Origin of the sequence: Phytopseudomonas daroniae, assembly GCF_004327275.1 — a bacterium.
Classification (GTDB): Bacteria; Pseudomonadota; Gammaproteobacteria; order Pseudomonadales; family Pseudomonadaceae; genus Aquipseudomonas; species Aquipseudomonas daroniae.
In genome coordinates this window covers 145,192-169,891 of sequence record NZ_QJUJ01000004.1, presented here as the reverse complement: position 1 = coordinate 169,891, position 24,700 = coordinate 145,192, and the positions used below count along the sequence as shown (strand labels likewise).

The 24,700-nt window shown below is 63.7% G+C and carries 22 protein-coding genes; 6 read left to right on the top strand and 16 right to left on the bottom strand.

Annotated elements, in window-relative coordinates:
* Positions 1–95: 95 nt before the first annotated feature.
* Genes DNK10_RS11615 through DNK10_RS11600 form a run of 4 tightly spaced genes read right to left on the bottom strand, consistent with a single transcriptional unit; the run spans position 96 to position 3,420 of the window.
* Positions 96–842: an ABC transporter permease gene (locus tag DNK10_RS11615; RefSeq protein WP_131191661.1), complete on the bottom strand. Its 747-nt coding sequence runs from the start codon at positions 840–842 to the stop codon at positions 96–98.
* Complete coding sequence (locus tag DNK10_RS11610) at positions 839–1,633, bottom strand: ABC transporter permease (RefSeq protein ID WP_131191660.1); 795 nt, start codon at positions 1,631–1,633, stop codon at positions 839–841. The genes DNK10_RS11615 and DNK10_RS11610 overlap by 4 nt, the downstream gene beginning before the upstream one ends.
* On the bottom strand, positions 1,630–2,421 hold the full coding sequence (locus DNK10_RS11605; protein WP_131191659.1) for an ABC transporter ATP-binding protein: 792 nt from the start codon (positions 2,419–2,421) through the stop codon (positions 1,630–1,632). The genes DNK10_RS11610 and DNK10_RS11605 overlap by 4 nt, the downstream gene beginning before the upstream one ends.
* Before the next feature lie 15 nt (positions 2,422–2,436).
* Positions 2,437–3,420 carry an ABC transporter substrate-binding protein gene (locus tag DNK10_RS11600; protein WP_131191658.1) on the bottom strand — a complete coding sequence of 328 codons (984 nt, stop codon included), beginning with the start codon at positions 3,418–3,420 and terminating at the stop codon, positions 2,437–2,439.
* Positions 3,421–3,843: 423 nt separating this feature from the next.
* Here DNK10_RS11600 and DNK10_RS11595 point away from each other — a divergent pair, with 423 nt between their 5' ends.
* On the top strand, positions 3,844–4,818 hold the full coding sequence (locus DNK10_RS11595) for an AraC-like ligand-binding domain-containing protein (RefSeq protein WP_131191657.1): 975 nt from the start codon (positions 3,844–3,846) through the stop codon (positions 4,816–4,818).
* A gap of 6 nt (positions 4,819–4,824) precedes the next feature.
* Here the strand turns inward: DNK10_RS11595 and DNK10_RS11590 are convergent, their stop codons facing one another.
* From DNK10_RS11590 to DNK10_RS11535, 12 genes are all read right to left on the bottom strand, one after another.
* Positions 4,825–5,730, bottom strand: a complete 906-nt coding sequence (locus tag DNK10_RS11590; protein WP_131191656.1) for a ketopantoate reductase family protein — start codon at positions 5,728–5,730, stop codon at positions 4,825–4,827.
* Positions 5,731–5,739: 9 nt separating this feature from the next.
* Entirely contained in the window at positions 5,740–6,675 is a 936-nt protein-coding gene (gene feaR, locus DNK10_RS11585; protein WP_131181371.1) for a transcriptional regulator FeaR, read from the bottom strand.
* 169 nt (positions 6,676–6,844) lie between these two features.
* Positions 6,845–8,332, bottom strand: a complete 1,488-nt coding sequence (locus DNK10_RS11580) for an aldehyde dehydrogenase family protein (RefSeq protein WP_131191655.1) — start codon at positions 8,330–8,332, stop codon at positions 6,845–6,847.
* A gap of 31 nt (positions 8,333–8,363) precedes the next feature.
* Positions 8,364–9,257, bottom strand: coding sequence for a SphA family protein (locus DNK10_RS11575; protein WP_131191654.1), 894 nt, complete (start codon positions 9,255–9,257; stop codon positions 8,364–8,366).
* Between the two features lie 74 nt (positions 9,258–9,331).
* Positions 9,332–11,032 (bottom strand): GMC family oxidoreductase, encoded by a 1,701-nt coding sequence (locus DNK10_RS11570; RefSeq protein ID WP_131181374.1) that lies wholly within the window; start codon positions 11,030–11,032, stop codon positions 9,332–9,334.
* A 161-nt stretch (positions 11,033–11,193) separates the two neighbouring features.
* Positions 11,194–12,753 (bottom strand): methyl-accepting chemotaxis protein, encoded by a 1,560-nt coding sequence (locus DNK10_RS11565; protein ID WP_131191653.1) that lies wholly within the window; start codon positions 12,751–12,753, stop codon positions 11,194–11,196.
* Positions 12,754–12,770: 17 nt separating this feature from the next.
* Complete coding sequence (locus tag DNK10_RS11560) at positions 12,771–13,538, bottom strand: class II aldolase/adducin family protein (RefSeq protein WP_131181376.1); 768 nt, start codon at positions 13,536–13,538, stop codon at positions 12,771–12,773.
* Positions 13,539–13,551: 13 nt separating this feature from the next.
* A complete protein-coding gene (locus DNK10_RS11555; protein WP_131181377.1) occupies positions 13,552–14,544 on the bottom strand; it encodes a ketopantoate reductase family protein in 993 nt (330 codons plus the stop codon).
* A gap of 11 nt (positions 14,545–14,555) precedes the next feature.
* Positions 14,556–15,317, bottom strand: a complete 762-nt coding sequence (locus tag DNK10_RS11550; protein WP_131191652.1) for an ABC transporter ATP-binding protein — start codon at positions 15,315–15,317, stop codon at positions 14,556–14,558.
* 5 nt (positions 15,318–15,322) lie between these two features.
* A complete protein-coding gene (locus tag DNK10_RS11545) occupies positions 15,323–17,125 on the bottom strand; it encodes a branched-chain amino acid ABC transporter ATP-binding protein/permease (protein ID WP_131191651.1) in 1,803 nt (600 codons plus the stop codon).
* The gene (locus tag DNK10_RS11540; protein WP_131191650.1) at positions 17,122–18,159 is read right to left on the bottom strand and encodes a branched-chain amino acid ABC transporter permease; all 1,038 of its coding nucleotides are present in this window, start codon (positions 18,157–18,159) and stop codon (positions 17,122–17,124) included. The genes DNK10_RS11545 and DNK10_RS11540 overlap by 4 nt, the downstream gene beginning before the upstream one ends.
* 125 nt (positions 18,160–18,284) lie before the next feature.
* Positions 18,285–19,433 carry an ABC transporter substrate-binding protein gene (locus DNK10_RS11535; protein ID WP_131191649.1) on the bottom strand — a complete coding sequence of 383 codons (1,149 nt, stop codon included), beginning with the start codon at positions 19,431–19,433 and terminating at the stop codon, positions 18,285–18,287.
* Between the two features lie 679 nt (positions 19,434–20,112).
* Between DNK10_RS11535 and DNK10_RS11530 the strand changes: the two genes are divergently transcribed.
* The 5 genes from DNK10_RS11530 to DNK10_RS11510 are packed head-to-tail and all read left to right on the top strand — an operon-like array spanning position 20,113 to position 24,690.
* Positions 20,113–21,234 (top strand): amidase, encoded by a 1,122-nt coding sequence (locus DNK10_RS11530; RefSeq protein ID WP_131191648.1) that lies wholly within the window; start codon positions 20,113–20,115, stop codon positions 21,232–21,234.
* A 14-nt stretch (positions 21,235–21,248) separates the two neighbouring features.
* Positions 21,249–22,421: an indole-3-acetate monooxygenase gene (gene iacA, locus DNK10_RS11525; RefSeq protein ID WP_131191647.1), complete on the top strand. Its 1,173-nt coding sequence runs from the start codon at positions 21,249–21,251 to the stop codon at positions 22,419–22,421.
* Positions 22,422–22,440: 19 nt separating this feature from the next.
* A complete protein-coding gene (locus DNK10_RS11520; protein ID WP_131181384.1) occupies positions 22,441–22,803 on the top strand; it encodes an IacB protein in 363 nt (120 codons plus the stop codon).
* A 5-nt stretch (positions 22,804–22,808) separates the two neighbouring features.
* Positions 22,809–23,354 carry a nuclear transport factor 2 family protein gene (locus DNK10_RS11515; protein ID WP_131191646.1) on the top strand — a complete coding sequence of 182 codons (546 nt, stop codon included), beginning with the start codon at positions 22,809–22,811 and terminating at the stop codon, positions 23,352–23,354.
* A gap of 46 nt (positions 23,355–23,400) precedes the next feature.
* Complete coding sequence (locus DNK10_RS11510; protein WP_423228067.1) at positions 23,401–24,690, top strand: aromatic ring-hydroxylating oxygenase subunit alpha; 1,290 nt, start codon at positions 23,401–23,403, stop codon at positions 24,688–24,690.
* The last annotated feature ends 10 nt before the right edge of the window (positions 24,691–24,700 follow it).

Genomic DNA, 24,700 nt, shown 5'->3' with positions numbered 1-24,700 from the left:
CGACTCCTGTTTTTTTGGCAGCCGGCTCCCGTCCATCGCATGTGCGGCAGAGAAAGGAGATCGGCCAGATGCCGTTGGCGGTTAACGATCAGGCTTCAGGATTGGCCCCGAAGCAGGTACTTGCGTGTGTATTGCAGCGTGACGTTGAGCAGCAGTCCGATCAGCGAGATGACGATCAATGGCACGAACATGTCGACCATCAGGAACGAGCGGGCGGCCAGGCTGAGCAGATGGCCGAGGCCGTCGGTGGAGGAGATCATCTCGGCCAGGAACACCGTCACACAGGCGATCAGCAGGCTGATCCGGCAGCCGGTGAGAATCGCTGGCAAGGTGGCTGGCAGCACCACCCGGTACAGACTGGCGGTGCGGCCCGTTCCGGCGGCGCGGGCCGACCACAACAGCTTGGGTTCCACCGAGCGGGCGCCATGGAAGGTTGCCAGCAGAATGGGGAAGATCGCGTCGGCCACCACCAGCGCGATCTTGGATGCATGGTCGTAACCGAAGATCAGTACGAAAGCCGGGTAGAAGGCGATCTTCGGAATCGGCGCGAGCACGCGGATTACGGTTTCCAGCAGGCCGCCGGCCACCCGGCTGGCCAGCAGGCCAATGGTCACGCCGAACACCAGAGCGATGGCGAACCCGCCGAGCAGCCGGATCAGGGTCTGTTGCAGATGAAAGAGGAACTCCGCCTGCGGCAGCAATTGCGCCAGGCGCATGAGCACCGCACTCGGCGCGGGCAACAGGTTGGCCGCCACCCAGCCGAGGCGGGTGCTCGCTTCCCAGACCAGCGCCAACAGCAGCAGGGGGATCAGGGGTAGTAACGAATTGGCGAGGCGTCTCATGAGGCGGCTCCACTGTGGCTGTCCTGGCGGGTTTCGGCCCAGTGGGTCAGGCGTCGGCGCAGGCGCTCGAACAGCCAGTCGAGGAGGAAACCCAGGGTGGCGAGGATCAGGATCATGGCGTACACATCCGGGTAGAGCGCCATGTCCATGGCATTGAACAGCAGGTCGCCGGCACCGGACTGACGGGCGATCATTTCCGAACTGATCATCACGATCAGCGCCATGGACAGACCGACGCGGCAACCCAGCAGGACATCGGGCAGGGCTGCCGGCAGCACCACCTTGAACAGTCGCGTCGGGGCGCCCATGCCCATGGCCGCTGCCGACCAGAGCAGTTTCTCGTCCATGCTGCGGGCACCGTGGTAGCTGTGGAACAGCAATGGCAGGCTGACGCCGAGGAAAATCACCAGGATCTTCGACAGGTCGCCAATGCCGAACCAGAGCATCACCATCGGCATCAGTGCCGCCTTGGGAATCGGGTAGACCACACTGAGCAGCGGGTTGAGCAGGCGCGCCAGGGTTTCGCTGCGGCCCATGCACAGGCCCACGGGCACGGCGAACGCCAAGGCCAGGGCGATGCCGCAGGCCATGCGCCGCAACGAGTCGCCGATACCGCTCAGGGCCTGGCCGTCAGTGAGGATCACCGGTAACTGGCGCAAGGCTTCTCCTGCGGTGGGAAAACCGTCGAGCTGCATCCAGCGCGCCGTCATTTCCCACATCAGCAGCAACGTCAGCACCACCAGCAGCGGGCCGAGCTTGCCGAACAGCTGATAATGACCAGAAGCCCTCATGCGCTGCGGGCCTCCAGGTGAACGTCTTCGATCAACTGCTCGAGATAGACGATGTAGTCCTGGTAGCGACGGTTGACCAACAGTTCGCTGCGCACCCGTGGCCGCGGCAGGTCGATGTCGACGATTTCCTTGATGCGGCCGGGGGAACGGGTCATCACCACCACGCGATCGGAGAGGAACACCGCTTCATCGACGCCGTGGGTAACGAACATCACCGTCTTGCGGTCGCGCTCCCAGATATCCAGCAACTCGTTCTGCAGCACCGTACGGGTGTGTGCATCCAGTGCACCGAAGGGTTCGTCCATCAGCAGGATCGCCGGGTCGTAGGCCAGGGTGCGGGCGATGGCCACGCGCTGGCGCATGCCACCGGAAAGCTCCTTGGGATAGAAGTCGGCGTAATCCGCCAGGTTGACCTTGATCAGCAGGGCCATCGCCCGCTCGCGGGCTTCACGCCGACCGACACCCTGTTCGCGCAAGCCATACATGACGTTGCCGATCACGGTTTTCCAGGGAAACAGGGCGAACTCCTGGAACACCGGGCCACGATCCGGCCCCGGCCCGCTGATGGTTCTGCCCTGCGCTACCAGCTTGCCGGAGCTCTGTGCGACGAAGCCGCCGAGCATGTACAGCAGGGTCGACTTGCCGCAGCCGGAGGGGCCGAGTATGGAGACGAACTCGCCTTCACGGATCTCCAGGTTGATATCGTCGAGCGCCATATGGGTGTGGCGGTCGGCGGTGTAGAAGGATTTGCACAGCTTGCTGATGCTGATCATGCTCTGGCCGGTCATGCCTTCACTCTCTCTTCAGGGCTGCAGCAGTACGGTGGGACGAAACTGTTCAGCCTGCAGTGGCGCTTTCAGCAGACCGATTTCCAGGTATTGGTCGAACATCTTCTGCATGCCGGCAAAATCCGGTTGCGCCTGCGGATCGCGAGCGAAGTCGTTCTCCTTGAGCAGGTACTGATCGAGCAGGTCGGTGGGCGCGCGGGTCACTTCGGACACCACCGCCAGGGTTTGCGGTCGGTCGGCCTGCAGCAGGCTCATGGCTTTCTGCAGATCCGTCATGTAGTGCCTGGCCAGTTCGGGATTGGCATCGACGAAGTCCTTGCGGCACACCTCGAGCAGATGCACGGTGTTGGGCATCAGATCCGCAAGGGCGAACAGCTTGCGTACGCCGCCCTTGGCTTCGGCCCTCACCGCGAAGGGCTGATTCATCACCGCGGCATCGATACGGCCGGCACGCAGGGCGGCTTCGGAGCCGGGGAAGCCGGTTTCCACCAGTTTGATGTCCTTGGCCGGATCCAGCCCGTGGTGCTTGAGCAGCATGGCCATCTGGCCGTAGGAGCCGGATCCATAAACGTTGACGCCGACCGTCTTGCCCTTGAGATCGGCGATGCTGTTGATCGGCGAGTCTTCCTGCACGGCCCAGTACAGCGAAAACGAACCCGGCGCCTCGGCCACGTGCTGAGCAATCGCATAGGCCTGCAGGCCACTGGACAATGCACCCTGGCCGAGCGAAAGCGGGGCCTGGGATGAACAGTCGAGTGCGCCGGCGAGCATCGCCTGCACCATCGGCGCGGTGCCCTGGAATTGCGTCCATTCGATACGGTACGACTTGCCCAGCTCGGGAAAGGCATCGGCGCGACGCATCATCCAATACTTCATTTCTTCGGCGGGAATCGACCAGCCGACACGGATGGTCGGCAAATCCTTGGCGCTTGCCGGGTTGCCAAAACCCAGCACGGCCGCGCAGGCGAGTAACTGTAGAGAGCGAGTGAACGTCTTCATGCTGTCATCTCCGGTGCCATCGATCAGGACGGTGGGGCGTCAGGCCGCTACGATCTTGCGTAGCCGGCGTATGTGCTTGGCCCGATTCTAGGTAGAGGGCCTGGCTGGTGCTGATCGAAACACGCAACGGGGATTCGCCAGGCGCAACTCAATGGCGGGGAAGCGGAGCTGTCACCCCTGGTGACGCATTGCGGTACTTATAGGTCGAGGTGCTGCCTGTTTTGGTGCGCTCAAGTGAGGCAGGCGAGTTGGCAGTCAGGCCATGCGAGCCCTGGGCCCAAGGCTAATGGTGGTCACCGAGTCGACTGCTGGAAGAACATCTGCGGTATGGATATTGCTTTCTGATTCACGTGAATTGTTGATCGTAAGCCGATGCTCTGGCTGCGGTCGGTCATCGAATCTGCTTACGTGGGTGTACGAAACATGTTCGATCACTTGCGACATCACAAACTCATGAGTTCCGGCGGCATCAAGGAGGTCAAGGACGCGGTCAGCCGCTGTCTGTGGCCGCACCACATGAACATGCCCGCAGGGGAGTCGCTGAACTCAGAGTTGTACGGCGTGTTCTTTGGCGATGCGGCGTTGTTCGACCTGCATTACGGCGCCAGCGTCGAGATCGATGCCGGTGACATCGAGCGTTTCTACCTCGTGCGTATCACCCTGGAAGGGGGTGGTCTGATCCGCCTCGGCCAGCACAGCGCCGTGCTGCAGCGTGGCAGCCTGACGGTTTCTTCCCCGTCGCAGCACAGCTACATCCGCACCGACCGTGATTGCCGCAGCCTGATCCTGCGGGTGGCCCGCGAAGCCATGGAGCGGCAGTTGCAACATCTGCTGGATCGACCGATGAGCCGGCCGCTGGTGTTCGATATCAGTGTCGAACCCGACCACCCGGGGTTGTTGGTGATCAGTCAGACCCTCGACTACATCTGTGGTCTTTGCCAGCACGGCGAGCCCGATACGCAGCCGGCGGTATTCGGCACCGCGCTGTCGGATTACCTGGTCTCGGTGCTGCTGACGCAACTGCCGCACAACTACCATGCCGAGCTGCACGATGAGCGTCGCAGGCCATTGCCATCCCACGTGCGGCGTGTCCGCGACTACATCGAAGCGCATCTGGAACAGCCCCTGCCGCTGGTGCAACTGGCCGAAGTCGGCGGTGTCTCGGTGCGCACCCTGCAGAACGGCTTCACCCAGTTTCTCGGCCAGAGCCCCAGCGACTACCTGAGGAACCGGCGTCTGGCGCGGGTACATGCGGCGCTGCAGCAGGCTGGCAGCTGTGACAGCGTCACCGATATCCTGCTGCGCCATGGTATCGGCAGTTTTGGTCACTTCGCCGTGTTGTACCGCAAGCGCTACGGTTGTCTGCCCTCGCAGACCCTGCGCCGGGGCGCAGCCTGACTGTGCTCATTCACCCAGGCGTACCAGCCGATAGAGCGTTTCCAGAATCGGCGTGCTCAACTGATGGCGGCGTGCGTGCCGCAGTAATGCGCCATTGATGGATTCGATTTCACTGGGCCTGCCGGCCTGGCGATCCTGCAGCATCGAAGGGCGGTGTGCAGCCTGCTCGACATACACCTGGCGCATGCGTGCCCGTACCCGCTCGCTGTCGAAGGCGATGCCCTCGGCCATGGCGATGTGCTGGCTTTCGTCTATCACCTGTTCGGCCAGCCAGCGGCCGTCCGCGCTGGCCCCGATGACACCGACCGGCTGTCTGACCAGTACGCACAAGGCGTTGAGGGCGGCGTTGAAGGCCACCTTCTCCCAGATCGCCGACTGCACCGCGGGATCCGTTGCACAGTCGAAACCGGCCCGGCCCAGCAGTTGGTTGACGGCCGACAGCTCGGCGCAGTCGTCCCCGTGGTAGCGCCACAAGCGCACTTTGCCGGTATCGACAGCGTGCACTACGCCTGGCGCAGTGAGATCTGCCGGCACATCGGTCATGCCGATCAGCACGCGCTCCGCCGCTACCGTCTCGATGATGCGCTCGGCATTGCCCAGGCCATTCTGCAGGGTCAGCACCCAACTGTTCGGGCCGATCAGATGACGCACCGAGGTGATCGCCGTACGGGTATGCATGCCCTTGGTGAAGACCATCAGCAGGTCGAACGGCCCCTGTGTATGTTCGGCCAGCGCAATGGGCAGCCTGATCTGGTGCTGCCGTTCCCCGAGATGCAGATGCAGGCCGTGCTCAGTGATCGCCGTGATGCTGACCGCATCGACCTCCACCAGATTGACCCGAGCGCCGCCAAGTACCAGGCGCGCGGCGAACAGGCAGCCCATGGCGCCGGCGCCGATGATGGCGATGTTCATGGAAGATCCTTACCGCTGGCCGTCAGCCGTTTTCTGGCTCTGCGCGCGGTAGTCCTTGGGCGGCATGCCGAAGTGGCGTTTGAATACCCGGGAGAAGTGCGCCGAATCGGTAAAGCCCCACTTGTAGGCGATAGTGGTGATCGGCAGGGCTTTATCGCCGGCCTGGGTGAGATCGCGGGCGCTGCAGTGCAGGCGTTGGCGCTGGATATAGCGGCCGATACTGTCGCCGTCGAGTTCGAACTGGCGATATAGCTGGCGAACAGAAACGTTCAGTTGTGTGGCCAGTTCGGCTGGCGTCGGCGGCGCTTGCAGTGCCTCATTGATCAGGCGCTCGGCGAGGCGGCGCAATGGGCGACCGGTATCCGGAATGTCGTCGATATGCAAAGAGGGTTGCAGCAGGCTGATCAGGGCGTCCTGCAGGGCGGCACCATGGGACTGGCCGGCACCCAGGTTCATCTCTCCCTCGCTGATCTGCTGCAACATACCGTGCAGCAGGCGCCCGCTCAGGCCGGTCTGTTCGAGCTTGCCGAAACGGCAAGCGTGCGCGGGTAGCAGGCGATCCACTGCGTCGCGACAAAGGTGGATCGATAGTTGTGCGATCAGACCTTGCGGCTGCATCTCGAACGCCTCGGCCGAGTCGAGCAGCGCCATGTCGCCAGGGTGCAGAGTGAATGTTCGAGCGCTGCGGTTGATCGCCATGCTGCCTTCACGCTGCAGGACGAGAAAATAGAAGCCGTCATCACCACGGCTTGCGCTGCCGCGTTCACGGCGAATCGACGGAGCGTTGACCTGGATATCCGCCAGGTTCAGGTCACCCAGTCGATGGTGCTGGATATCGCCTATGAAACTGTTCGCATGATTGCCGCGCTGAGTGATGAAGCGGCCACACACGGCATGTACTGCATGATTCCAGTGGTCGAAATCGTGGAGGTTTTGTACGCTCACGAGGCACCTCGAAGGGCTTTCTAGTAGTTTTGGTGCGCAAGTGGGCGGATTTTGCACACATGACTAATCACGGGAAACTTCAAGCATTTCTCGCGCCAGAAACCGAACCGGGAGTGGTGAGTTTTCGAACAGGGCCGAACAGGGCCGGCAAGCCGACCCGAAAGGCGATTCAGTAACGGATCATCACCGATTTGAGTTCGGTGTAGTCGTCGATGAAGGCACTGCCGAATTCCCGGCCGCTGCCCGAGGCCTTGATACCGCCGAAGGGCACCGACGGGTCGAGGAAGGTGTGCATGTTGACGTATACCGTGCCGGCCTCGATCTGTGGAATCAGGCGCAGCGCCCTGGACAGGTCGTTGGTCCATATGCTGGCGCTGAGGCCGAAGGGCGAGTCGTTGATCAGGCCCGGCAATTGCTCGACCTCGTCGTAGGGCAGCACGCACAGCAGCGGACCGAAGGTCTCCTCATGGAGCAGGCGATCCTGGGCGCTGTTGGCGAGCACCAGGGTCGGTTCGACGAAGTAGCCGGGGCGGGCCAGGACGTTGCCGCCGCAGACGATGCGGCTTTCACGGCGGGCCAGCTCGAAGAACTGCACGACCTTGTCGAACTGCGGCCGGTTGGCCAGCGGGCCGAACTGCACGCTTTCGTCGAGTGGCGAACCGATGCTCATGCCTTGCAGCGCGGCGCTGAATTTCTCCAGGGTTTCGTCGAGGCGCGAACGCGGCACGTAGAGCCGCTCCGGCGCGGCGCAGACCTGGCCCTGGTGCACGTAGCCGGTCTGGATCAGGCCGCCGATGGCGGCGTCGAGATCGACATCCGGGAGCAGTGCGGCGGCATTCTTGCCGCCCAGCTCGAGGGTCACGCGGGTGAGGTTGGCGGCCATCGCCGCCTGGCCGACCTTGAGGCCGGTCGGCACCGAGCCGGTGAACGACACCTTGGCCACCTGGGGGTGGTCGATCAGTTGCGCGCCGACCTCGCCGCTGCCGTTGAGCACGTTGAACACGCCCGCCGGCACCCCGGCCTCGACCGCCAGCTCGGCCAGGCGCAGCAGGGTCAGCGGGGTGAATTCGCTGGGTTTGAGCACCAGGGTGCAGCCGGTGACCAGCGCCGCGGCGATCTTCCATACGCCGATCATCACCGAGAAATTCCACGGCACGATACCGGCCACCACGCCGACCGGCTCGCGGCGAGTGAAGGCGGTGTACTGTTCGCCGGCCAGCGAGGGGAAGGACGGGCTCATGGTTTCGCCGTTGATCTTGGTCGCCCAGCCGGCGTAGTAGCGCAGGAACACCGCGCTCTGGCCGACTTCGAACAGCCGCGACAGGTGGATCGATTTGCCCGAGCACAGGGTTTCCAGCTGGGCCAGTTCCTCGCCGTTGGCTTCGATGAGGTCGGCCAGGCGGTTGAGGATCACCCCGCGCTGGTAGGGCGAGGTCGCCGCCCAGCTTCCCGTGAAGGCCTGGCGCGCCGCGCTGACGGCAGCCTCGACGTCGGCGGCATCCGCCGTCGCGACCTGGGCGATGGCCTCACCAGTGGCCGGATTGACGACCGGGATGCACCCGGCGCAAGCGCTGGCGCGGTAAGCGCCGTCGATGAAGTGGCCGTGCTCGCGCTGCAGGAACGCCTGCACTTGGGGCAGCAGTTGAATGTCGCTCATTGGGAAGACTCCTTGGCAGTTGAAAAACGAATCAGAGAGGAATGGCGACGTTGAGCCAGAACTTGCCGCCTTCCGGGCGGTTGCGCACGTCGAACTCGTGCTGGTAGCGGCCCTGGACGTTCAGGCCGCTGGCCGTGGTGTAGGTGAACTGCGGGCCCAGCGCCGTGGCGCGGCCCTTGAAGTCGCCGAGCACCGCGCCTGCGCCGCTGTCGCCGCTGAGCTGCCTGTAGCTGTAGCCGCCGATGCCCACGCCCCAGTTGCCGAAGTGCTTGGCGGCGACGAAGTCGGCGTGCAGTTCGTTGCCGGAACGGTAGCGGGTGTCGGTGTTCTCGTAGTTGTGGTCGAACATGGTCTTCATTGAGAACTCGTAGCCTTGCGGGTTGCGGTAGGTAAAGGCGAACAGCGGTTCGAGGGTGACGTAGTTGCGGCCGATGTTGGCCAGTGCGTCCTTGTCGTAGCGGCCGGTGGGCAGGTACACGTCGACGGCTGCGAGCCAGTGCCAGTTGCCGGCGTGCCAGCCGACGGCCAGCGGACTGAAGATGAAGTCGCCGATGCCGGCGCGGTGCTGACGCCCACCGCCGCCCAGGTCGACGTCCACGTCGGCGGCGACCAGGAAGGCGTGCATCGCCCAGTTGCCGCCGAGAATCCGTTTATCGGTGACATGGATGGCGCGCAGGATGGTGGCGGCGGTGCTGACCTTGAAGTCGTCGAACGCCGGGTTCGAGCTGGCGAACCGGTCAGCGCTGTAATAGGTGTTGTAGCTGACCAGGTAGCTGCCCGGTGGCGGCAGGGCGCCGGTCATGAAGCCTTCGCTGCCGTTGGCGTAGGCGCCACCGCCGCCTTCGGTGGCCAGGGCGCTCTGTCCGAGAGCGAGCAGGACAAGGGTGGTTACGCCGATCAAATAACGCTGTTGGGAGAAACGCATGGGTGATCCTCGAGCCGAATTCTGGGTGTGCGGATCCATGACGCGATGGATCCGCCATGGGCCTTGAAGGTCAGTCAGGAGCGGTCGGGTGCGGCGAGCGATGCCTGGGGCGTGCCGATCAGCGCATCGAGATTCAACATCTTTTCGTGTGGGGCGTTCAGCGCCAGCGGTACGTTGCCAAGGATGAAATCGGCACCTCGTTCGCCCAGCATGATCGCCGGCGCGTTGGTGTTGCCGCTGGCGATCTGCGGGCACACCGATAGGTCGATGACCCGCAGGTTGGGTACGCCATGCACACGCAGTTGCAGGTCGGTCACCGAGGTCGCCGGATCGCTGCCGAGGCGGCAGGTGCCGCCAGGGTGGTAGACGGTCTTGATCGCTTTGCGCACGAAGGTCTCGATGCCGGCGGTGTCTTGCCAGTCGATGTCTTCCGGGGCGGTGATCTTCTTGATCAGGTTCTTCAGGGCCGGTTGCTGCATGAGCTTGAGGCCGGTCTGCACGGCGCGGATCTGACCTTCGAGGTCTTCCGGGTCGCCCAGGTAGTTGGGGTCGATCAGCAGCATGTCGGCCGGATCGCTGCTGCGCAGACGCACCTCGCCGCGAGCCTTGGGCCGCAGGTGGCCGACCTTTACCGTGAGGCCATGCTCGGCGGCGGGCGGCACTTCGCCGGGGGTATTGTCGAAATTGTCCATCACGGGCAGAAACATGAACTGGATGTCCGGCCGGCCGACGTCCTGGCTGTCGACGAAACCGCCACCTTCGAGAATGTTGCTGGTCAGCAGGCCGCTGCGGAAGGCCAGCCACTGGGCCATGTGCTTGATGCTGCGCAGACCCTTGTCTTCGCCGAGGATGCTGTTCTGTTCGTGGGTGGTGGCGTTGAGCGACAGGTGCAGATGATCGTGGAAGTTCTTCCCCACCGGCAGGTCGACCAGGGTCTCGATGCCGAGGTCAGAGAGGTGTTCCTTAGGGCCGATGCCGGAGAGCATGAGAATCTTCGGGCTGCCGAAGGCGCCAGCGCTGAGGATCACTTCCTTGCGTGCGCGGGCGGTGATCGGTGCGCCATCCTTCTCACTGAATTTCACCCCGATGGCGCGGCCGTTCTCGACGATTACCTTGTGCGCCAGGGCGTCGGTGACCACGGTCAGCTTGCTATTGTCGCGCACCGATTTCAGGTAGGTGCGCGACGTGCTGGCGCGGGCGCCGTTGCGTGTGGTGGTCTGATAGAAACCAACGCCCTCCTGGGAGGCACCGTTGAAGTCGTTGACGTAGGGCAGGCCCATCTCCTGGCCAGCACGGACGAAGGCCATGGTCATCGGGTGGCGATAGCGGTTCTCGCTGACCGGCAGCGGGCCCTCCTGGCCGTGGTATTCGCCACTCAGGCTCTCGTTGGCTTCGGCCTTCCTGAAGTAGGGCAACACATCACGATAGCCCCAGCCGGGACAGTTCCAATCTCTCACCCAATCGTCGTAATCCTCGTGCTGGCCACGGATGTAGATCATCCCGTTCACCGAACTGCCGCCACCGAGCACCTTGCCCTGGGCGATGATCATCTCGCGGTCGTTGCAGTGCTTCTGCGGCACGGTCATGTATGGCCAGGACTTCTGCTGGAAAACCTGCACAACTGTTGCGGGCATGGTGTGGAAGGGACTGCTGTCCTTGCTGCCTGCTTCGAGCAGTAGCACGCTGCCGGCGTTCTGCTGGATCAGCCGGGCGGCGACTACGCAGCCTGCCGAGCCTGCACCGATCACGATATAGTCATATTCCTGGGTGGGCATTGGAGCGACCTCGCTGATGTCCCGAAGGGATCGTTGTGAGGCCCCATTCAAGCCTCTATCGGCGGCAGGAAATTGATCGTGGTGGACAGGTTGTTGTATGTGGTTGCCAGGTTTTCGGATCCGCCCAGGTTGGGGGCTATCCACTATCTTCTGGCCAGACCCTATCCCTTGAGAAAGCGCTGGGCCAGACCCAGTTGCGACTCGGCGAGTTGGTGCAGCGCCTGGCTGATCTCGGTGGTGCGTCCGGCCTGCTGACTGGTGCGCTCGGTGAAGCCGGCGATCTCGGTGATCTGCTGGTTGATCTGCTCGGCGACCTGGCCCTGTTGCTCGATGGCGGCGGCCATCTGCAGGCTCATCCCGCTGATCTGGCCGACTTCTTCGCAGATGCGTGACAGTGCCTGACGCGCCTGCTGCACATCGGCGCTGGCGCGTAGTGCGGCCTGTTCGCCCCGTTGCGCTGTCGCCAGGGCGTTGCTGCTGCCATTGCGCAGGCTTTCGATGGAACGCTGGATTTCATGGGTCGATTCGCGGGTGCGTGAGGCGAGGCTGCGTACTTCGTCGGCGACCACCGCGAAGCCACGTCCCGACTCGCCGGCGCGGGCCGCTTCGATGGCGGCGTTGAGTGCCAGCAGGTTGGTCTGTTCGGCGATGCTCTGGATCACGCTGGCAATGCCGCCGATGGATTCGATGGCCTCGGCCAGGCTACCGACGGCGCTACCGATTTCTTCTACCGAGGTGCGCATGGTCTGGGTGGAACCCTGGCTGTCGTCGGACAGACGCTCGCCGTCGCGGGCCAGTTGGTCGGCGTTCTGCGCAGCCTGGGCGGTGCTCTGCAGGTTGCGTGAAAGCTCCTGGATGGTGGCGCTCATCTGATTGATCGCCGCGGCGGTCTGTTCCGTCTCGCGAACCTGCCTGTCCAGTTGTTCGGCGGCGTTCTCCACTACTTCGGCCGAGGTATGTGCCTGCTGGCGCAGAACCTCGCTGTTGATGCAGATGCGTGACATCACCGTGGTCATCCGCGCGCGCTGGCTGTTCAGGGCCATGACCAGCAGGGCGCTGCTGTCGGCGTGGCGGCTGTGCAGCGGTGCCAGTAGCGGCTCGCTGTAGATTTCCCGGTACAGGCCAAGGATATTGCGGGTCAGCCGGCGCTGGCGAAGAGCCGGTTGCAGCCCGGCCAGCAGCAGGGCGAGCAGGGTCAGCAGCCCCGCCGTTAGTGGCAGGCGTGCGGTGAGAGTGGCGCCGAGCACCAGCAGGCCGAGGCCCAGCTGCAGGCCATGAGTGGCCAGCAGCGAGACGATGCGCTGGCCTGGTGTCCAGGGCGACTGGCCACGGCCGAGGCGAGCGTAGAGCGCTTCGGCCGCCTGTATTTCCTCAACGCTGATCGGCTGGTAGACGGTGCCCAGGGCGGACAGTTTGCCGTCATCGAACAGCGGTACCACGTAAAGCTTGTGCCAGTAACGCTCGCCCTGCCGGTGCCGGCCCATCACTGGCCCAGTCCAGGGCACCCCGGCGCGCAGCGCTCGCCACATGCTGTCGAGGACGATGGCAGGCATGCGCGGATCGTTGATCTGCTCATGCGGTTTGCCGACCAGTTCGTCCTCGCGCAGGCCGCACATACGCAGGTAGGCCGCATTGCAGCTGAGCAGCATGCCCTGCGGGTCGAGCCGCGAAATCGGCGGTTCGTCGAAGGTGTTGGCGGCGGGACGGATGGCGGCATTCATGGCACGACTCCTTGCGGTTACCAGGGCAATACGCGCTCGGCGCGCATCTTGCGCACCATGGCGTCGTAGAACTTGGTGGCGAAGCCACTCTCGCGGATCAGCATGGCGGTGAGGTTGGCGCACTTCTCGGCGACGCCCTCTTCGAGCGGGTTGTCTTCGCCGCCCAGGGCGCCGGCGGCACACTGGTTCTCGGCAGCACGCTGCACCGTCCAGAGCAGGAAGAAGGCTTTCTCGATGCTGCTCTCGCCAACCGCGATGCCGTGGTTGCGCAGCACCAGGATGTGCTTGTCGCCGAGACTGGCGATCATCCGTGTCTTCTCGTCATCGAACAGGGTGATGCCCTCGAAGGTGTGGTAACCGATGCGGCCGTAAAGCTGCGCACCGTAGAAATCGTCATGGGTGAAGCCGCGCTTTTTCTGCACCACGGCCGAGACCGGTACCGTGTGGGTGTGGAGGATGCACTGGATATCGTCGCGTGCGCCGTGTACCGCGCTGTGCAGGGCGAAACCGGCGGGGTTGCCGTCGTAGGGTGACTCGTCGAGTTTGTTGCCGTGCAGGTCGACCTTGAGCAGGTTGGCCGGAGTGACTTCGGTGTAGTTCAGGCCGAACGGGTTGACCAGATAATGGTGAGCCGCCCCGGGCAGGCGTGCGGAAATGTGGTTGAAGATGGTCTCGGTCCAGCCGAAGTAATCGACCAGGTGGTAGCAGTGGGCGAGCTTGATGCGCAGTGCCCACTCTTCGTCGCTGCAGTGAGTGGGCTTGCTGAGGTCGGTCATGGCATTCATGGCAATGTCTCGTTCAGTGTGCATGGATCTGGGCGCCGCGAAAGCGCGCCAGGGTGAGGATGTCCTGGGTGGTGGGCATGGCAAGCCCCTGGTAGCCGGCCAGTTCGATCACCGCATCGCCAATGGCGGCCAGCTCCAGTGGCCGACCCTGTTCGAAATCCTGCAGCATGGAGGTGCGCACCGGGCCCATGCCGGCGCCCAGTTCCATGAAGGTCTGCGGGTCGAAGTTGATGCGTGCGCCATAGGCCGCGGCGGTGAGCAGGGTTTCCTGGAGGATCTTGGCGACCACGTTTTTCAGTTCGGTCTTGCCGTACAGCTCTTCCAGCGTCGCGCCGGTGACCACCGACAGTGGGTTGGAGCTGAGGTTGGCGATGATCTTGGTCCACAGCTGGTCGCGAATACGCTCGGTGGCTCGGGCTTCGATACCGCTGCGGGCGATCAGTGCACGTACCCGTTCCAGGCGTTCGCTCATCTGCTCGTTCGGTTCGCCGAGAATCATCAGGTGCGGGTTGTTCGAACGTGCCACGCCGGGCGATTCGGTTTCTGCGGTGATGAAGACCACGCAACCCAGTACCCGATCCAGATCAAGCGCGCGGCTCAGCACGCCGCCGGGATCGACTGCCTGCACCTGGCGCTCGGCGAAGCGCCCCTCGACGCCGTGGAAGTACCACCAGGGCACGCCATTGACCACCGGTACCACGACGGTGTCGGGGCCGATCAATGGCGCGAGGCTGGGCAGCAGGCCGACGAGTGCCGGGGCCTTGGTGCAGACGAATAGCAGATCCTGCTCGCCGAGTGCCTCGCAATCGTCGCTGGCGTTTACCGGGGCATGATGTTCGCCATCCAGATCGGTCAGGCGTACGCCGTTGTCGCGCAGCGCGACAAGTGTCTGGCCGCGCGCGAGCAGGCTGACCGGCTGGCCGCTGGCTGCCAGGCGTGCCGCCAGGGTGCAGCCAATGGCGCCGGCACCGACGATGCACAGGCGTGGAGGGTTCGAGCGGGTCATGGCTTTCTTCCTCAGGTCGCGAGCATTTCCTGGTGTTTGCTGGCCAGGCCCAGGTAGGCTTCGATCACCCGTGGATCGTCGGCCAGTTCCGCCGCCGGGCCCTGCATGGCGATCTGCCCGGTTTCCAGCACGTAGGCGTAGTCGGCGACGCGCAGGGCGGCGCGGGCGTTCTGCTCCACCAGCAGGATCGACACGCCCTGGCGCCGCAGGTCGGCGATGATGCGGAAGATCTCGCGGGTGATCAGCGGCGCCAGGCCCAGGCTCGGTTCGTCGAGCATCAGCAGCTTGGGCTTGGCCATCAGCGCGCGGCCCACGGCGAGCATCTGCCGCTCGCCGCCGGAGAGGGTCGCCGCCAGTTGCTGGCGCCGCTCGTGCAGACGCGGGAACAGGCTGTACACCTCGGCCAGGGTTCTGCGCCAGTCGCGCTCGCCCTGGCGTACGCGCTGGAAGGCGCCGAGCTGCAGGTTGTCTTCCACGCTCATGCTGTTGAACAGCTCGCGCTTTTCCGGCACCAGGCCGAGGCCGCGGCCGACCAGCACCTCGACCTCCGGTACGGCTTGCAGGCTGCCATCGAAGTTCACCTGCCCACGTGAGCCGAGCACGCCCATGATCGCCGAGAGCAGGGTGGTCTTGCCGGCGCCGTTGGGGCCGATCACGGTGACGATCTGCCCTGCGCCGACACTCAGGCTGGCGTTGCTCAGGGCCTCGACCTTGCCATAGGCCACGCACAGGTCTTTCACTTCGAGCAGGGTGTTTGCGGGTTTATTGCTCATATTCATCACTCCGCTCCGCCCAGGTAGGCTTCGAGTACTGCGGGATTCTTCTGCACGTCGTCCGGCAGGCCTTCGGCGATCTTCTGACCGAATTCCATCACCACCACGCGATCGACCAGGCCCATGACGAAGTCCATGTCGTGCTCCACCAGCAGGATCGCCATGCCTTCGCCGCGCAGCTTGCGCAGCAGGTCGCAGAGGGCCTGTTTTTCCTTGTGGCGCAGCCCGGCGGCCGGCTCGTCGAGCAGCAGCAGGCAGGGGTCGGCGCACAGGGCGCGGGCAATCTCTAGGATGCGCTGCTGGCCGAGGGCCAGGCTGCCGGCTTCTTCGTAGAGGTAATCGCCGAGACCGACGCGCTCCAGCTGACGCCGGGCCTCGCGCAGCAGATCCGCTTCCTCGGCGCGCTCGGTGTGCAACAGCGACGGCACGATGCCCTTGTCGCCGCGCAGGTGGGCACCGATGGCGACGTTCTCCAGCACGCTCATGCTCTGCAGCAGTTTCACGTGCTGGAAGGTGCGGCTCATGCCCAGGCGAGCGATGCGCCGTGACGGGATGCCGTTGATGCGTTGGCCCATGAACAGCACATCGCCTTCGGTAGGAATGTCGACACCGGAAATCTGATTGAACAGCGTGCTCTTGCCGGCGCCGTTGGGGCCGATCAGGGCGAGGATTTCCCCCGCGTGTACCGCCAGATTCATGCGGTCGTTGGCCACCAGACCGCCGAAGCGTTTGCTCACCTCGCGGGCTTCGAGGATCAGTTCGCCCGCTTGCGGCAGTTCGCGACGTGGCAGCGTAGAGGCCTGTTCGTCGGCCCTCGGCGCGCCGTTGCCCTGCCGCCAGCGTGCCGGCGTCAGGCGTACTAGTAGCGGCCACAGGCCGCCCGGCGCGCGCTGCATCAGCAATATGATGAGCAGGCCGAAGACGATGGTTTCATAGTTGCCCTGGCTGCCCAGCAGCATTGGCAGCCAGTCCTGCAGCCACTGCTTGAGAAGGGTCAGGATACCGGCGCCGAGCAGCGCGCCCCAGACGCTACCAACACCGCCGATGAGCGCCATGAACAGGTATTCGATACCCATGTGCAAGCCGAACGGCGTCGGGTTCACGAAGCGCTGGTTGTGTGCATAGAGCCAGCCGGAAAGGGCGGCCAGCAGCGCCGAGATGACGAAAATCACCATCTTCGCGCGGAAGGTGTTGACGCCCATCGACTCGGCCATCACCTGGCCGCCCTTGAGCGCACGGATCGCCCGGCCCTCGCGGGAGTTGAGCAGGTTCTGCACCAGCAGCATGGCCAACAGCAGGATCACCCAGATCAGGTAGAACATCTTCCAGCCCTTATCCAGCACCAGGCCGAACAGCGATATCGGTGGCAGGCCGCTCATGCCGGTGTGCCCGCCGAGGCCGTCGAGGGTACCGAACAGGTAGTACAGCGAAATGCCCCAGGCGATGGTGCCCAGTGGCAGGTAATGCCCGGACAGCTTCAGGGTCAGCGCGCCGAGCAGCAGCGCCACCGTGGCGGTGAGGGCGATACCGATGAGCAGGGCCAGCCAGGGTGAGCCCCCTGCCCAGGCGAGCCAGGCGGGCAATTGCTCGGTGGCGGTCAGGTAGGCACTGGTGTAGGCGCCGAGGCCGACGAAGGCGGCCTGGCCGAAGCTGGTCATGCCGCCGACGCCGGTGAGCAGTACCAGGCCCAGCACCACCAGGGTGTACAGGCCGATATAGTTGAGCAGGGTGATCTGAAAGGTCGGTAGCGCCAGGGGCGCGATGCCGAGCAGCAGGACGAAGGCGATCAGCAGGGCGCGCAGCTTCATTCTTCCTCCTCCACGTGACGGCTGGTGAGCGAGCGCCAGAGCAGGAAGGGGATGATCAGGGTGAACACGATGATCTCTTTATAAGTGCTGGCCCAGAACATCGAGAACGCCTCTATCAGGCCGACCACCAGGGCGCCGAGGGCGGCCACCGGATAGCTGACCAGACCGCCGATGATGGCGCCGACGAAGCCCTTGAGGCTGATGACGAAACCCGAGTCGAAGTACAGGGTGGTGATGGGCGCGATGAGGATGCCCGACAGCGCGCCGATGAAGGTCGCCATGGCGAAGGTGGCCTTGCCCGCCAGGGTCGGCGAGATGCCCATCAGTCGCGCGCCCATGCGATTCACCGCGGTGGCGCGCAGCGCCTTGCCGTAGAGGCTTCGCTCGAAGAACAGGAACAGGCTGGTGATCAGGATCAGCGATACCACGATGACCCACAGCGTCTGGCTGTTCAGGGTGACCGGGCCGAGCTCCAGGCCGGCCTCGGAGAACGGTTGGGTGCGCGCACCCTCCGGGCCGAACAGCAGCAGGCCGACGCCGACCATCGCTACGTGCACGGCGATGGAGACGATCAGCAGCACCAGCGGATGGGCGTCGGCCACGGGCTGGAAAAACAGTCGGTAGATCTGTGGCCCAAGGGGGACGACGAGGGCCAGGGTCAGCATGGCCTGAATCGCCATGGGCAGCTCGGCCAGCGACAGGTTCTGAATCAGCAGTATCATCGCCACGGCATAGGCCAGTTTCACCGGCACCCAGCGGGGGAGACGAAAGCCATGGCTGGCACGCGCCGCGCCAATCAGGTCGAGGGTGCAGTCGATCAGTGTCAGGCCGAGCAGCAGCCAGACCAGCGAGGTCGGCTGGCCGGCCTGCAGGGCGGCCATGGTCAGGGCGCCGTAAGTGACGTATTCACCCTGCGGAATCAGCAGGATTCGCGTAACGGTAAACACCAGCAGAATGGAAAGGGCCAGCAGGGCGTAGATCGCACCGTTGGTCACGCCATCCTGGCCGAGCAGCATGGCTATCTGGAAATTCATGGGGGCTACATCCTTCGAATACAGGATTCGTAACGCGCGCAGCGCATCCCGGCACAAGGCTCGGGAGCGGTCTGGCTTCTAACGTACGGCCGGTGCCTGGCACCGGCTGGGGAGCGACAACTGGTTTATTTGAGCAGCACCCATTTACCGTCCTTGACGGTGATCAGCTCGCGGCCGCGTTCATCGAAGCCACTGTGATCTTCGGCGCTCATGTTGTAGACGCCCTGGGTCGCGGCCAGCTCGTGGGTCTGTTCCAGCGCATCACGCAGCGCCGAACGGAACTCGGCGGTACCCGGTTTGCCCTTCTGCAACGCGGTGGGAATAGCCTGCTCCAGCAGCAGGCCGGCGTCGTAGACATTGGCGCCGAAGGTCGCCGGTTCGCGGCCATTGAGCTGGGTGTAGTCATCGATGTATTTGCGCGCCACAGCCTTGGACGGATGATCGTCCGGCACTTCGTCGATCACCAGCATCAGGCTGGCGGCGAGGATGGTGCCCTCGACCTTGCGTCCGCCCAGTTGCAGGAACGCCGGCAGGGCGGCGCCATGGGTCTGGTACACCTGGCCCTTGTAGCCCTGGTCGAACAGCGTGGTCTGCGGCATGACCGCGGAGCTTCCCGGTGCCGCCACCAGCACTGCGTCGGGGCGCTGGGCGATGATCTTCAGGCTCTGCCCGGTCATCGAAGTGTCCTGACGCTGGAAGCGCTCGTTGGCAACGATCCTGATGCCGTTGTTCGCGGCCAGCTCGCTCATCACCTTGCCCCAGTTCTCGCCGTAGGGGTCGGCAGTGCCGACCAGGCCGAGGGTCTTCACGCCGTTCTTGACCATATGCTCGGTCAGCGCCTGGGCGATCAACTCATCGTTCTGGGTGGTCTTGAACACCCACTTCTTCTGCTCGTTCATCGGCAGCACCACGGCCGCAGTACCTACCGGCGCGAGCATCGGCGTACCCGACTCGGCGGCGAACTGGATCACGCCCATGGCGTTCGGCGAGCCGCTCGGGCCGATGATGGCGTCGACGTTCTCCTCGTCCAGCAGCTTCTTGAAGGCTTTCACCGAGGCGGTGGGATCACTGGCGTCATCCAGCGAGATGTAGCGGATGGTCTCGCCACCAGCCTGAGTAGGCATGAGCGCAACACTGTTCTTCTGTGGAATCCCGACCAGGGCGATGGGCCCGGTCGAGGAGGTGATCACACCGACCTTCACTTCGGCCTGAGCCGCCATCGACGCGCAAAGCGCACTCAACATCAGGGTGGACACAGCTCTCTTGAACAGCATGTCGTACTCCAGGGTGCAGGGCTAAAAACGGGCTGAACAGCCGTACCGGGAGGTACTGGCATCGCCTTCTCGTAGTGCGCACGGTGGCAAGCACCGGCGAAGCACCACCGCCGAACAGCGGTCGGTGCGCTGCAGGCGAAATTGCAGGTTGCATGCCAGAACCTGGCCTGCACCAGGAGCGCGCCCGCTTCGCCCGCTCGCTTTTGCGGCGGAAAAACGCGATCTCAGTGCGGCGATGACATTCGCCATCGCCAGCAAAAACAATACGTTAAGGTGATTTTTTTGGTGTTTTTAATTGCTAAAACGAACATAAAAAATCACCGTTTTTCATGCTGAAAAATCTATTTTTCAATGATGTCATTCAACAAATAAATCCGATCTTCAATCTGTCTCCATGCCTTCGGTAACACTCGGATTGTCTCTGTTTAAGCATATTTTTCACGTTTAATATATTGATTTAAAAGGATTTAAATAGAGTTCATGAGGGCTTTACGAGTTTTTTCAGGTCGTTACCAATCTGCACAATGCTGGTGCTTTTTGCGTGAAAAGTGCACCAATTTGAACGTTGATATTTTTCGGATAATTCAATTGACAATTCACGTAATTGTGGCGATTTTAGATTTAGCGAATCGGCGGCCTTGTGCTCGCCACGCCAGCAACGTTCGAGAAGGTAGATGGCATGACGATGGTGATCGAACAGATGAAGGTAGGAGGCACCGGTCTGACGGTGATGGTGAAGGACACCATCGATATCGCCGGCTACCCGACCCGCGCCTCCAGTCGGGCGCTGCAGGATGCCGAGCCAGCTCGACAGCACGCCACGGTGGTCGATGCGCTGCTGGCCGGCGACTGCCAGATCATCGGCAAGACCGTTCTGCACGAACTGGCCTACGGCACCACTGGTATTAACCATTACGCAGGCACTGCCGAGAACTCGCGTTATCCCGGACGCATTCCCGGTGGCTCCTCCAGTGGCTCGGCGGCGGCTGTGGCCGCCGGACTCTGTGATTTTTCCCTGGGCACCGATACCGGCGGCTCCGTGCGTATTCCGGCCTGCTGCTGTGGCGTGTTCGGCTTCAAGCCTACGTTCGGCCGCATCGATCGCCGTGGCGTAATGCCCGCGCAGACCAGCCTGGACTGCGTCGGCCCGTTCGCAGGCAGCCTGTCCATGCTGATCGAGGCGATGCGGATCATCGATCCCACGCTCGAGCCTCTGCCCGATGTCGCTGACATCAGCATCGGCATGGTCTCGGTCGAGGCATCGGCCGAGGTGCAGCGCGCTATCGACGCGGTGCTCGACGCCAGCGGCCTGGCTCTCGGCAAAGTGCACCTCAATAGCATGCAGGCCGCCTATGACGCCGGCATGGTGGTGATCAACCGCGAGACCTGGAATGCCTGCGGGCATCTGCTCGATACCGGCCTGGTCGCTGCGGATGTCGCCGGCCGTCTGCAGGCCGCCGGGCAGACCAGCGATGAAGCGCTGGCCGCCGCCGAACGGGTGCGTACCACCTTTAGCGCCGAAGTGGATGCCGCCCTCGAGCGCTTCCCGATTCTGGCCTTGCCGACCATGCCCGACTACCCACTGCGTCTCGAAGACGCGGCAGACACCCGTGCGGTGCTGGGCATGACGGCCTTCGTGAGGCCTTTCAATCTTTCCGGCCATCCGGCGCTGAGCATTCCCTTCGCAGGGGAGTCCGCTCTGCCGGTCGGCCTGCAACTGATCGCCGCCAAGGGCGCCGACGAACTGCTTCTGGCAGTCGCTGGCGAACTGTTGCGGCGCCTCGATTCCAATCTTCTCTGATCGTGGAGCCTGTCATGACTTCGCTCAATCTGGTCGGCAATACGTCGTCTGCCGCCATCACCGACAACCAGGCCTTTGCCGACCTGCTGGTCGCTATCAAGCAGCGCGCACGCAGCGGCGAGTTCGACCGCCTTGGCTACATTGCCCAGGACGTGATCGATGCGTTCAAGGCGTTGGGTGTGTATCGCGCCCTGGTGCCACGGCGTTTCGGCGGTGACGAACGCTCGCCGGGCGAGTTCTGCGCCATGGTCGAGGAGATCTCCAAGGCCGATGGTTCCGCCGGCTGGGTCGCCAGTTTCGGCATGAGCCCGGTGTACCTGGCCTCGCTGCCGCTGGACACCATCAGGCAGGTCTATGCCAATGGCCCCGACGTGGTCTTCGCCGGCGGCATCTTCCCGCCGCAGCCGGCCGAATCAGTGCCCGGTGGCTTCAAGGTCAATGGTCGCTGGAAGTATTCCAGCGGCTGCATGGGTGCCTCGCTGGTGGGGGTCGGCATCGCGCCGAAGAACGGCGACAAACTGGATCTGCCACGCCTGGCCGTTATGCCGCAGAGCAAGGCGCGTATCGAACAGACCTGGGACACCGTCGGCCTGCTCGGCACCGGTAGCCATGATCTGGTGGTCGAGGATGTGGTGGTACCCGAGGAGTGGACTTTCGTGCGCGGTGGTGCAGCCAATCTCGACGAACCGTTCTTCCGTTACCCGTCGCTGTCCTTCGCCACTCAGGTGCTTTCCGTGGTCGGTCTCGGTGTGGCCCGTGCTGCCCTGGACGAACTGCGCGACATGGCGGCCGGGCGCATCTCGGTAACCGGCGCGCCGGCGGTAGCCGAACGGCCACTGGCTCAGGTCGAGATCGCCAAGGCCGAGGCGGCGCTGCGGGCAGCCCGGGCATTCTTCTTCGATTCCATCGACGACGCCTGGCAGTCGGTGCTGGCCGGCAACCCGGTGTCCGCCGAACAGACCAACCTGCTGCGCCTGTCCTCGACGCACGCCACCCGCGTTGCCGCCGATGTGGCACGTACCGCGCAGATGCTCTCGGGCATGACCGGCATCTACAACAGCAGTCCGCTGGCGCGCTGCGTGAACGACGCCCAGGTGGTGACTCAGCACGCCTTCATGGGCGACGTCACCTACCAGAATGCCGGCGCCATTTTCTTCGGCAAGCAGCCCTTGCCGGGCTACCTCTGATCCTTATCCGGAGCCAATCATGAGCGAGAAAAAACCACTGCGCGTGCTGTTCTGCATGGGCATCAACCAGAACTTCTTCGACGCGCCGCGCGAGGAGCAACTGGAAGTCTGGGGCGCGTTCAGCGCCATGTGGAACGGCATCCACGATCTGCCAGGCGTGAAGGTGTTCGGCAACATGGACGACGACCAGAGCATGGTCGGACCAAGCACGGGCTATCCCTGGACCACCTACCTGCTGGCCGACGTTCCGGATATCGAGACCGTGCACGCCGCCTGCAACCTGTTCCGCACCACGCCGGTGGGTGAAGGCACCTACAAGCTGTGGCGCTACGCCAAGGTCGAGGCCCGTACCGGCCGCGAACTGATCATCCAGCGCGCGTGATCGTCATGTCGAACGAAGCCCGAATCGCCAATCTCGAAGCACGCCTCAAGCGCTTCGAGGCCGAGCACGCCATACGCGCCTGCATGAACCGTTACATGGTGCTGTGCGATGCCCTCGATGCCAGCACGCCGCTGGACGAACTGGCCGGCCTGTTCAGCACCGATGCGGTCTGGGAAGGCAAGGGCGCCAAGTACGCCAACAGCTTCGGCGGCTACCGCGGTCGCGAAGCGATCGGTGCGATGTTCGCCACCTACATGAAGACCCCGGCGCACTTCGCTCTCAACGTGCACTTCCTCACCAGCGAGCTGATCGAGCTCGACGCAGGCGGCGCATTGGGCAGTTGGGTGATGTTGCAGACCTCGACCTTCGCCAGCGGCGCCTCGCACCTCAATGCGGCGCGGCTGACCGTGCGTTTCGCCGAGGAGGACGGGCAGTGGCGCATGGCGCATTTCCAGACCGAGAACCTGTTCAGCCGTCCGGTGGATACCTGGAACAGCGAAGCGGCCTTACCCGTTCCAGACCGGCCCGCAGCTGAAAAGCCCGCGCAATGACCCAAGACTTTTGAAGTCGGCCAGACAAGCCGACGAGGAGCCAACCGTGAATAACCTGATCGAAGCCCGTTCCCTCGATAACGACAGTCTCGAATGCGATCCCGCCGAACTGGTGCAGGCCGACCGCGTACATACCTCGCTGTATACCGACGCCAAGCTGTTCGACGCGGAGATGGAAAAGATCTTCTACAGCACCTGGGTATGGGTCGCTCACGAGAGCGAAATCCCCGACGCCGGCAGCTACAAGAGCACCTACATCGGCAAGCAGCCGGTGATCGCCGTACGCGATCGCAAGAAGCAAGTGCACGTGCTGCTCAACCGTTGCCGCCATCGTGGCGCCACCGTCTGCGAGCACAAGAAGGGCAAGACCAACAGTTTCGTCTGCCCCTATCACGGCTGGGGCTATGCGCTGGACGGTTCGCTGCGTGGCATTCCGCACCCGGACAGCTACGGCGATTGCCTGGACAAGAGCGAATTGCCGCTGGTCAGTCTGCGTACGGAAAGCTACGCGGGGATGATCTTCGCCACCTTCAAGGACGACATCGAACCGCTGGTGGACTTCCTCGGCCCGGCGAAGAAGTGGATGGATCTGTTCATGAAACAGGGCGCCGGCTACGGCATCAAGGTGCCCGGCGAGCACCGGTTCCGCTTCCCCGGCAACTGGAAGATCCAGCTGGAAAACACCACCGACGCCTATCACTTCCCGCTGGTGCACAAGTCGTTCCTGCACTCGGTGGATCAGCAGACCATGGACATGCTCGACTTCGTCGATGGCTCCGGCTACGTCGAAGACCTCGGCAACGGCCATAGCGTAATGGTCATGATCCCCGACCTGATCGACCTCGAAGCCAACCTCGACCTGCCGATTCCGGCGCGCTTCGAAACCCTGGCCCAGGAACTGCGCGACGAAGGCATCGAGGAACAGCAGGTGCGGCGCATCGTCCGCGCGGTCGGTGGTTCGGGCTTCAACCTCAATCTGTTCCCCAACGTTGCCTGCTCCATGGCGTTCTTCCGCGTGTTGCAACCGATCTCGGTCAACGAGACGGAAATCCACCACGCGGTGATCACCATGGACGGTGGCCCGGCCGTGGCCAACCGCTACCGCCTGCGCCTGCACGAACACTTCCAGGGCCCGATGGGCTTCGGTACGCCGGACGATTCCGAGGCCTGGGAGCGGGTGCAGAAGGGCGCCAGCGCCGGCGAAGACCTGTGGATCATGCTCAACCGCGGCCTGCCCGGCGAGAAGCCGAGCGAGGACGGGCTGGTCAGCGACGTTTCCGCCGAGACCGGTATGCGCGCTGCCTACCAGCAGTGGAAAAAGATGATGTCGGCCTGACCGACCGGAT

Excerpts from the sequence above, each read along its gene's own strand:
- DNK10_RS11615 (WP_131191661.1), bottom strand. The coding sequence starts at position 842 with ATGAGACGCCTCGCCAATTCGTTACTACCCCTGATCCCCCTGCTGCTG.
- DNK10_RS11610 (WP_131191660.1), bottom strand. The coding sequence starts at position 1,633 with ATGAGGGCTTCTGGTCATTATCAGCTGTTCGGCAAGCTCGGCCCGCTG.
- DNK10_RS11605 (WP_131191659.1), bottom strand. The coding sequence starts at position 2,421 with ATGACCGGCCAGAGCATGATCAGCATCAGCAAGCTGTGCAAATCCTTC.
- DNK10_RS11600 (WP_131191658.1), bottom strand. The coding sequence starts at position 3,420 with ATGAAGACGTTCACTCGCTCTCTACAGTTACTCGCCTGCGCGGCCGTG.
- DNK10_RS11595 (WP_131191657.1), top strand. The coding sequence starts at position 3,844 with ATGTTCGATCACTTGCGACATCACAAACTCATGAGTTCCGGCGGCATC.
- DNK10_RS11590 (WP_131191656.1), bottom strand. The coding sequence starts at position 5,730 with ATGAACATCGCCATCATCGGCGCCGGCGCCATGGGCTGCCTGTTCGCC.
- DNK10_RS11580 (WP_131191655.1), bottom strand. The coding sequence starts at position 8,332 with ATGAGCGACATTCAACTGCTGCCCCAAGTGCAGGCGTTCCTGCAGCGC.
- DNK10_RS11575 (WP_131191654.1), bottom strand. The coding sequence starts at position 9,257 with ATGCGTTTCTCCCAACAGCGTTATTTGATCGGCGTAACCACCCTTGTC.
- DNK10_RS11570 (WP_131181374.1), bottom strand. The coding sequence starts at position 11,032 with ATGCCCACCCAGGAATATGACTATATCGTGATCGGTGCAGGCTCGGCA.
- DNK10_RS11565 (WP_131191653.1), bottom strand. The coding sequence starts at position 12,753 with ATGAATGCCGCCATCCGTCCCGCCGCCAACACCTTCGACGAACCGCCG.
- DNK10_RS11560 (WP_131181376.1), bottom strand. The coding sequence starts at position 13,538 with ATGAATGCCATGACCGACCTCAGCAAGCCCACTCACTGCAGCGACGAA.
- DNK10_RS11555 (WP_131181377.1), bottom strand. The coding sequence starts at position 14,544 with ATGACCCGCTCGAACCCTCCACGCCTGTGCATCGTCGGTGCCGGCGCC.
- DNK10_RS11550 (WP_131191652.1), bottom strand. The coding sequence starts at position 15,317 with ATGAGCAATAAACCCGCAAACACCCTGCTCGAAGTGAAAGACCTGTGC.
- DNK10_RS11545 (WP_131191651.1), bottom strand. The coding sequence starts at position 17,125 with ATGAAGCTGCGCGCCCTGCTGATCGCCTTCGTCCTGCTGCTCGGCATC.
- DNK10_RS11540 (WP_131191650.1), bottom strand. The coding sequence starts at position 18,159 with ATGAATTTCCAGATAGCCATGCTGCTCGGCCAGGATGGCGTGACCAAC.
- DNK10_RS11535 (WP_131191649.1), bottom strand. The coding sequence starts at position 19,433 with ATGCTGTTCAAGAGAGCTGTGTCCACCCTGATGTTGAGTGCGCTTTGC.
- DNK10_RS11530 (WP_131191648.1), top strand. The coding sequence starts at position 20,113 with ATGACGATGGTGATCGAACAGATGAAGGTAGGAGGCACCGGTCTGACG.
- iacA (WP_131191647.1), top strand. The coding sequence starts at position 21,249 with ATGACTTCGCTCAATCTGGTCGGCAATACGTCGTCTGCCGCCATCACC.
- DNK10_RS11520 (WP_131181384.1), top strand. The coding sequence starts at position 22,441 with ATGAGCGAGAAAAAACCACTGCGCGTGCTGTTCTGCATGGGCATCAAC.
- DNK10_RS11515 (WP_131191646.1), top strand. The coding sequence starts at position 22,809 with ATGTCGAACGAAGCCCGAATCGCCAATCTCGAAGCACGCCTCAAGCGC.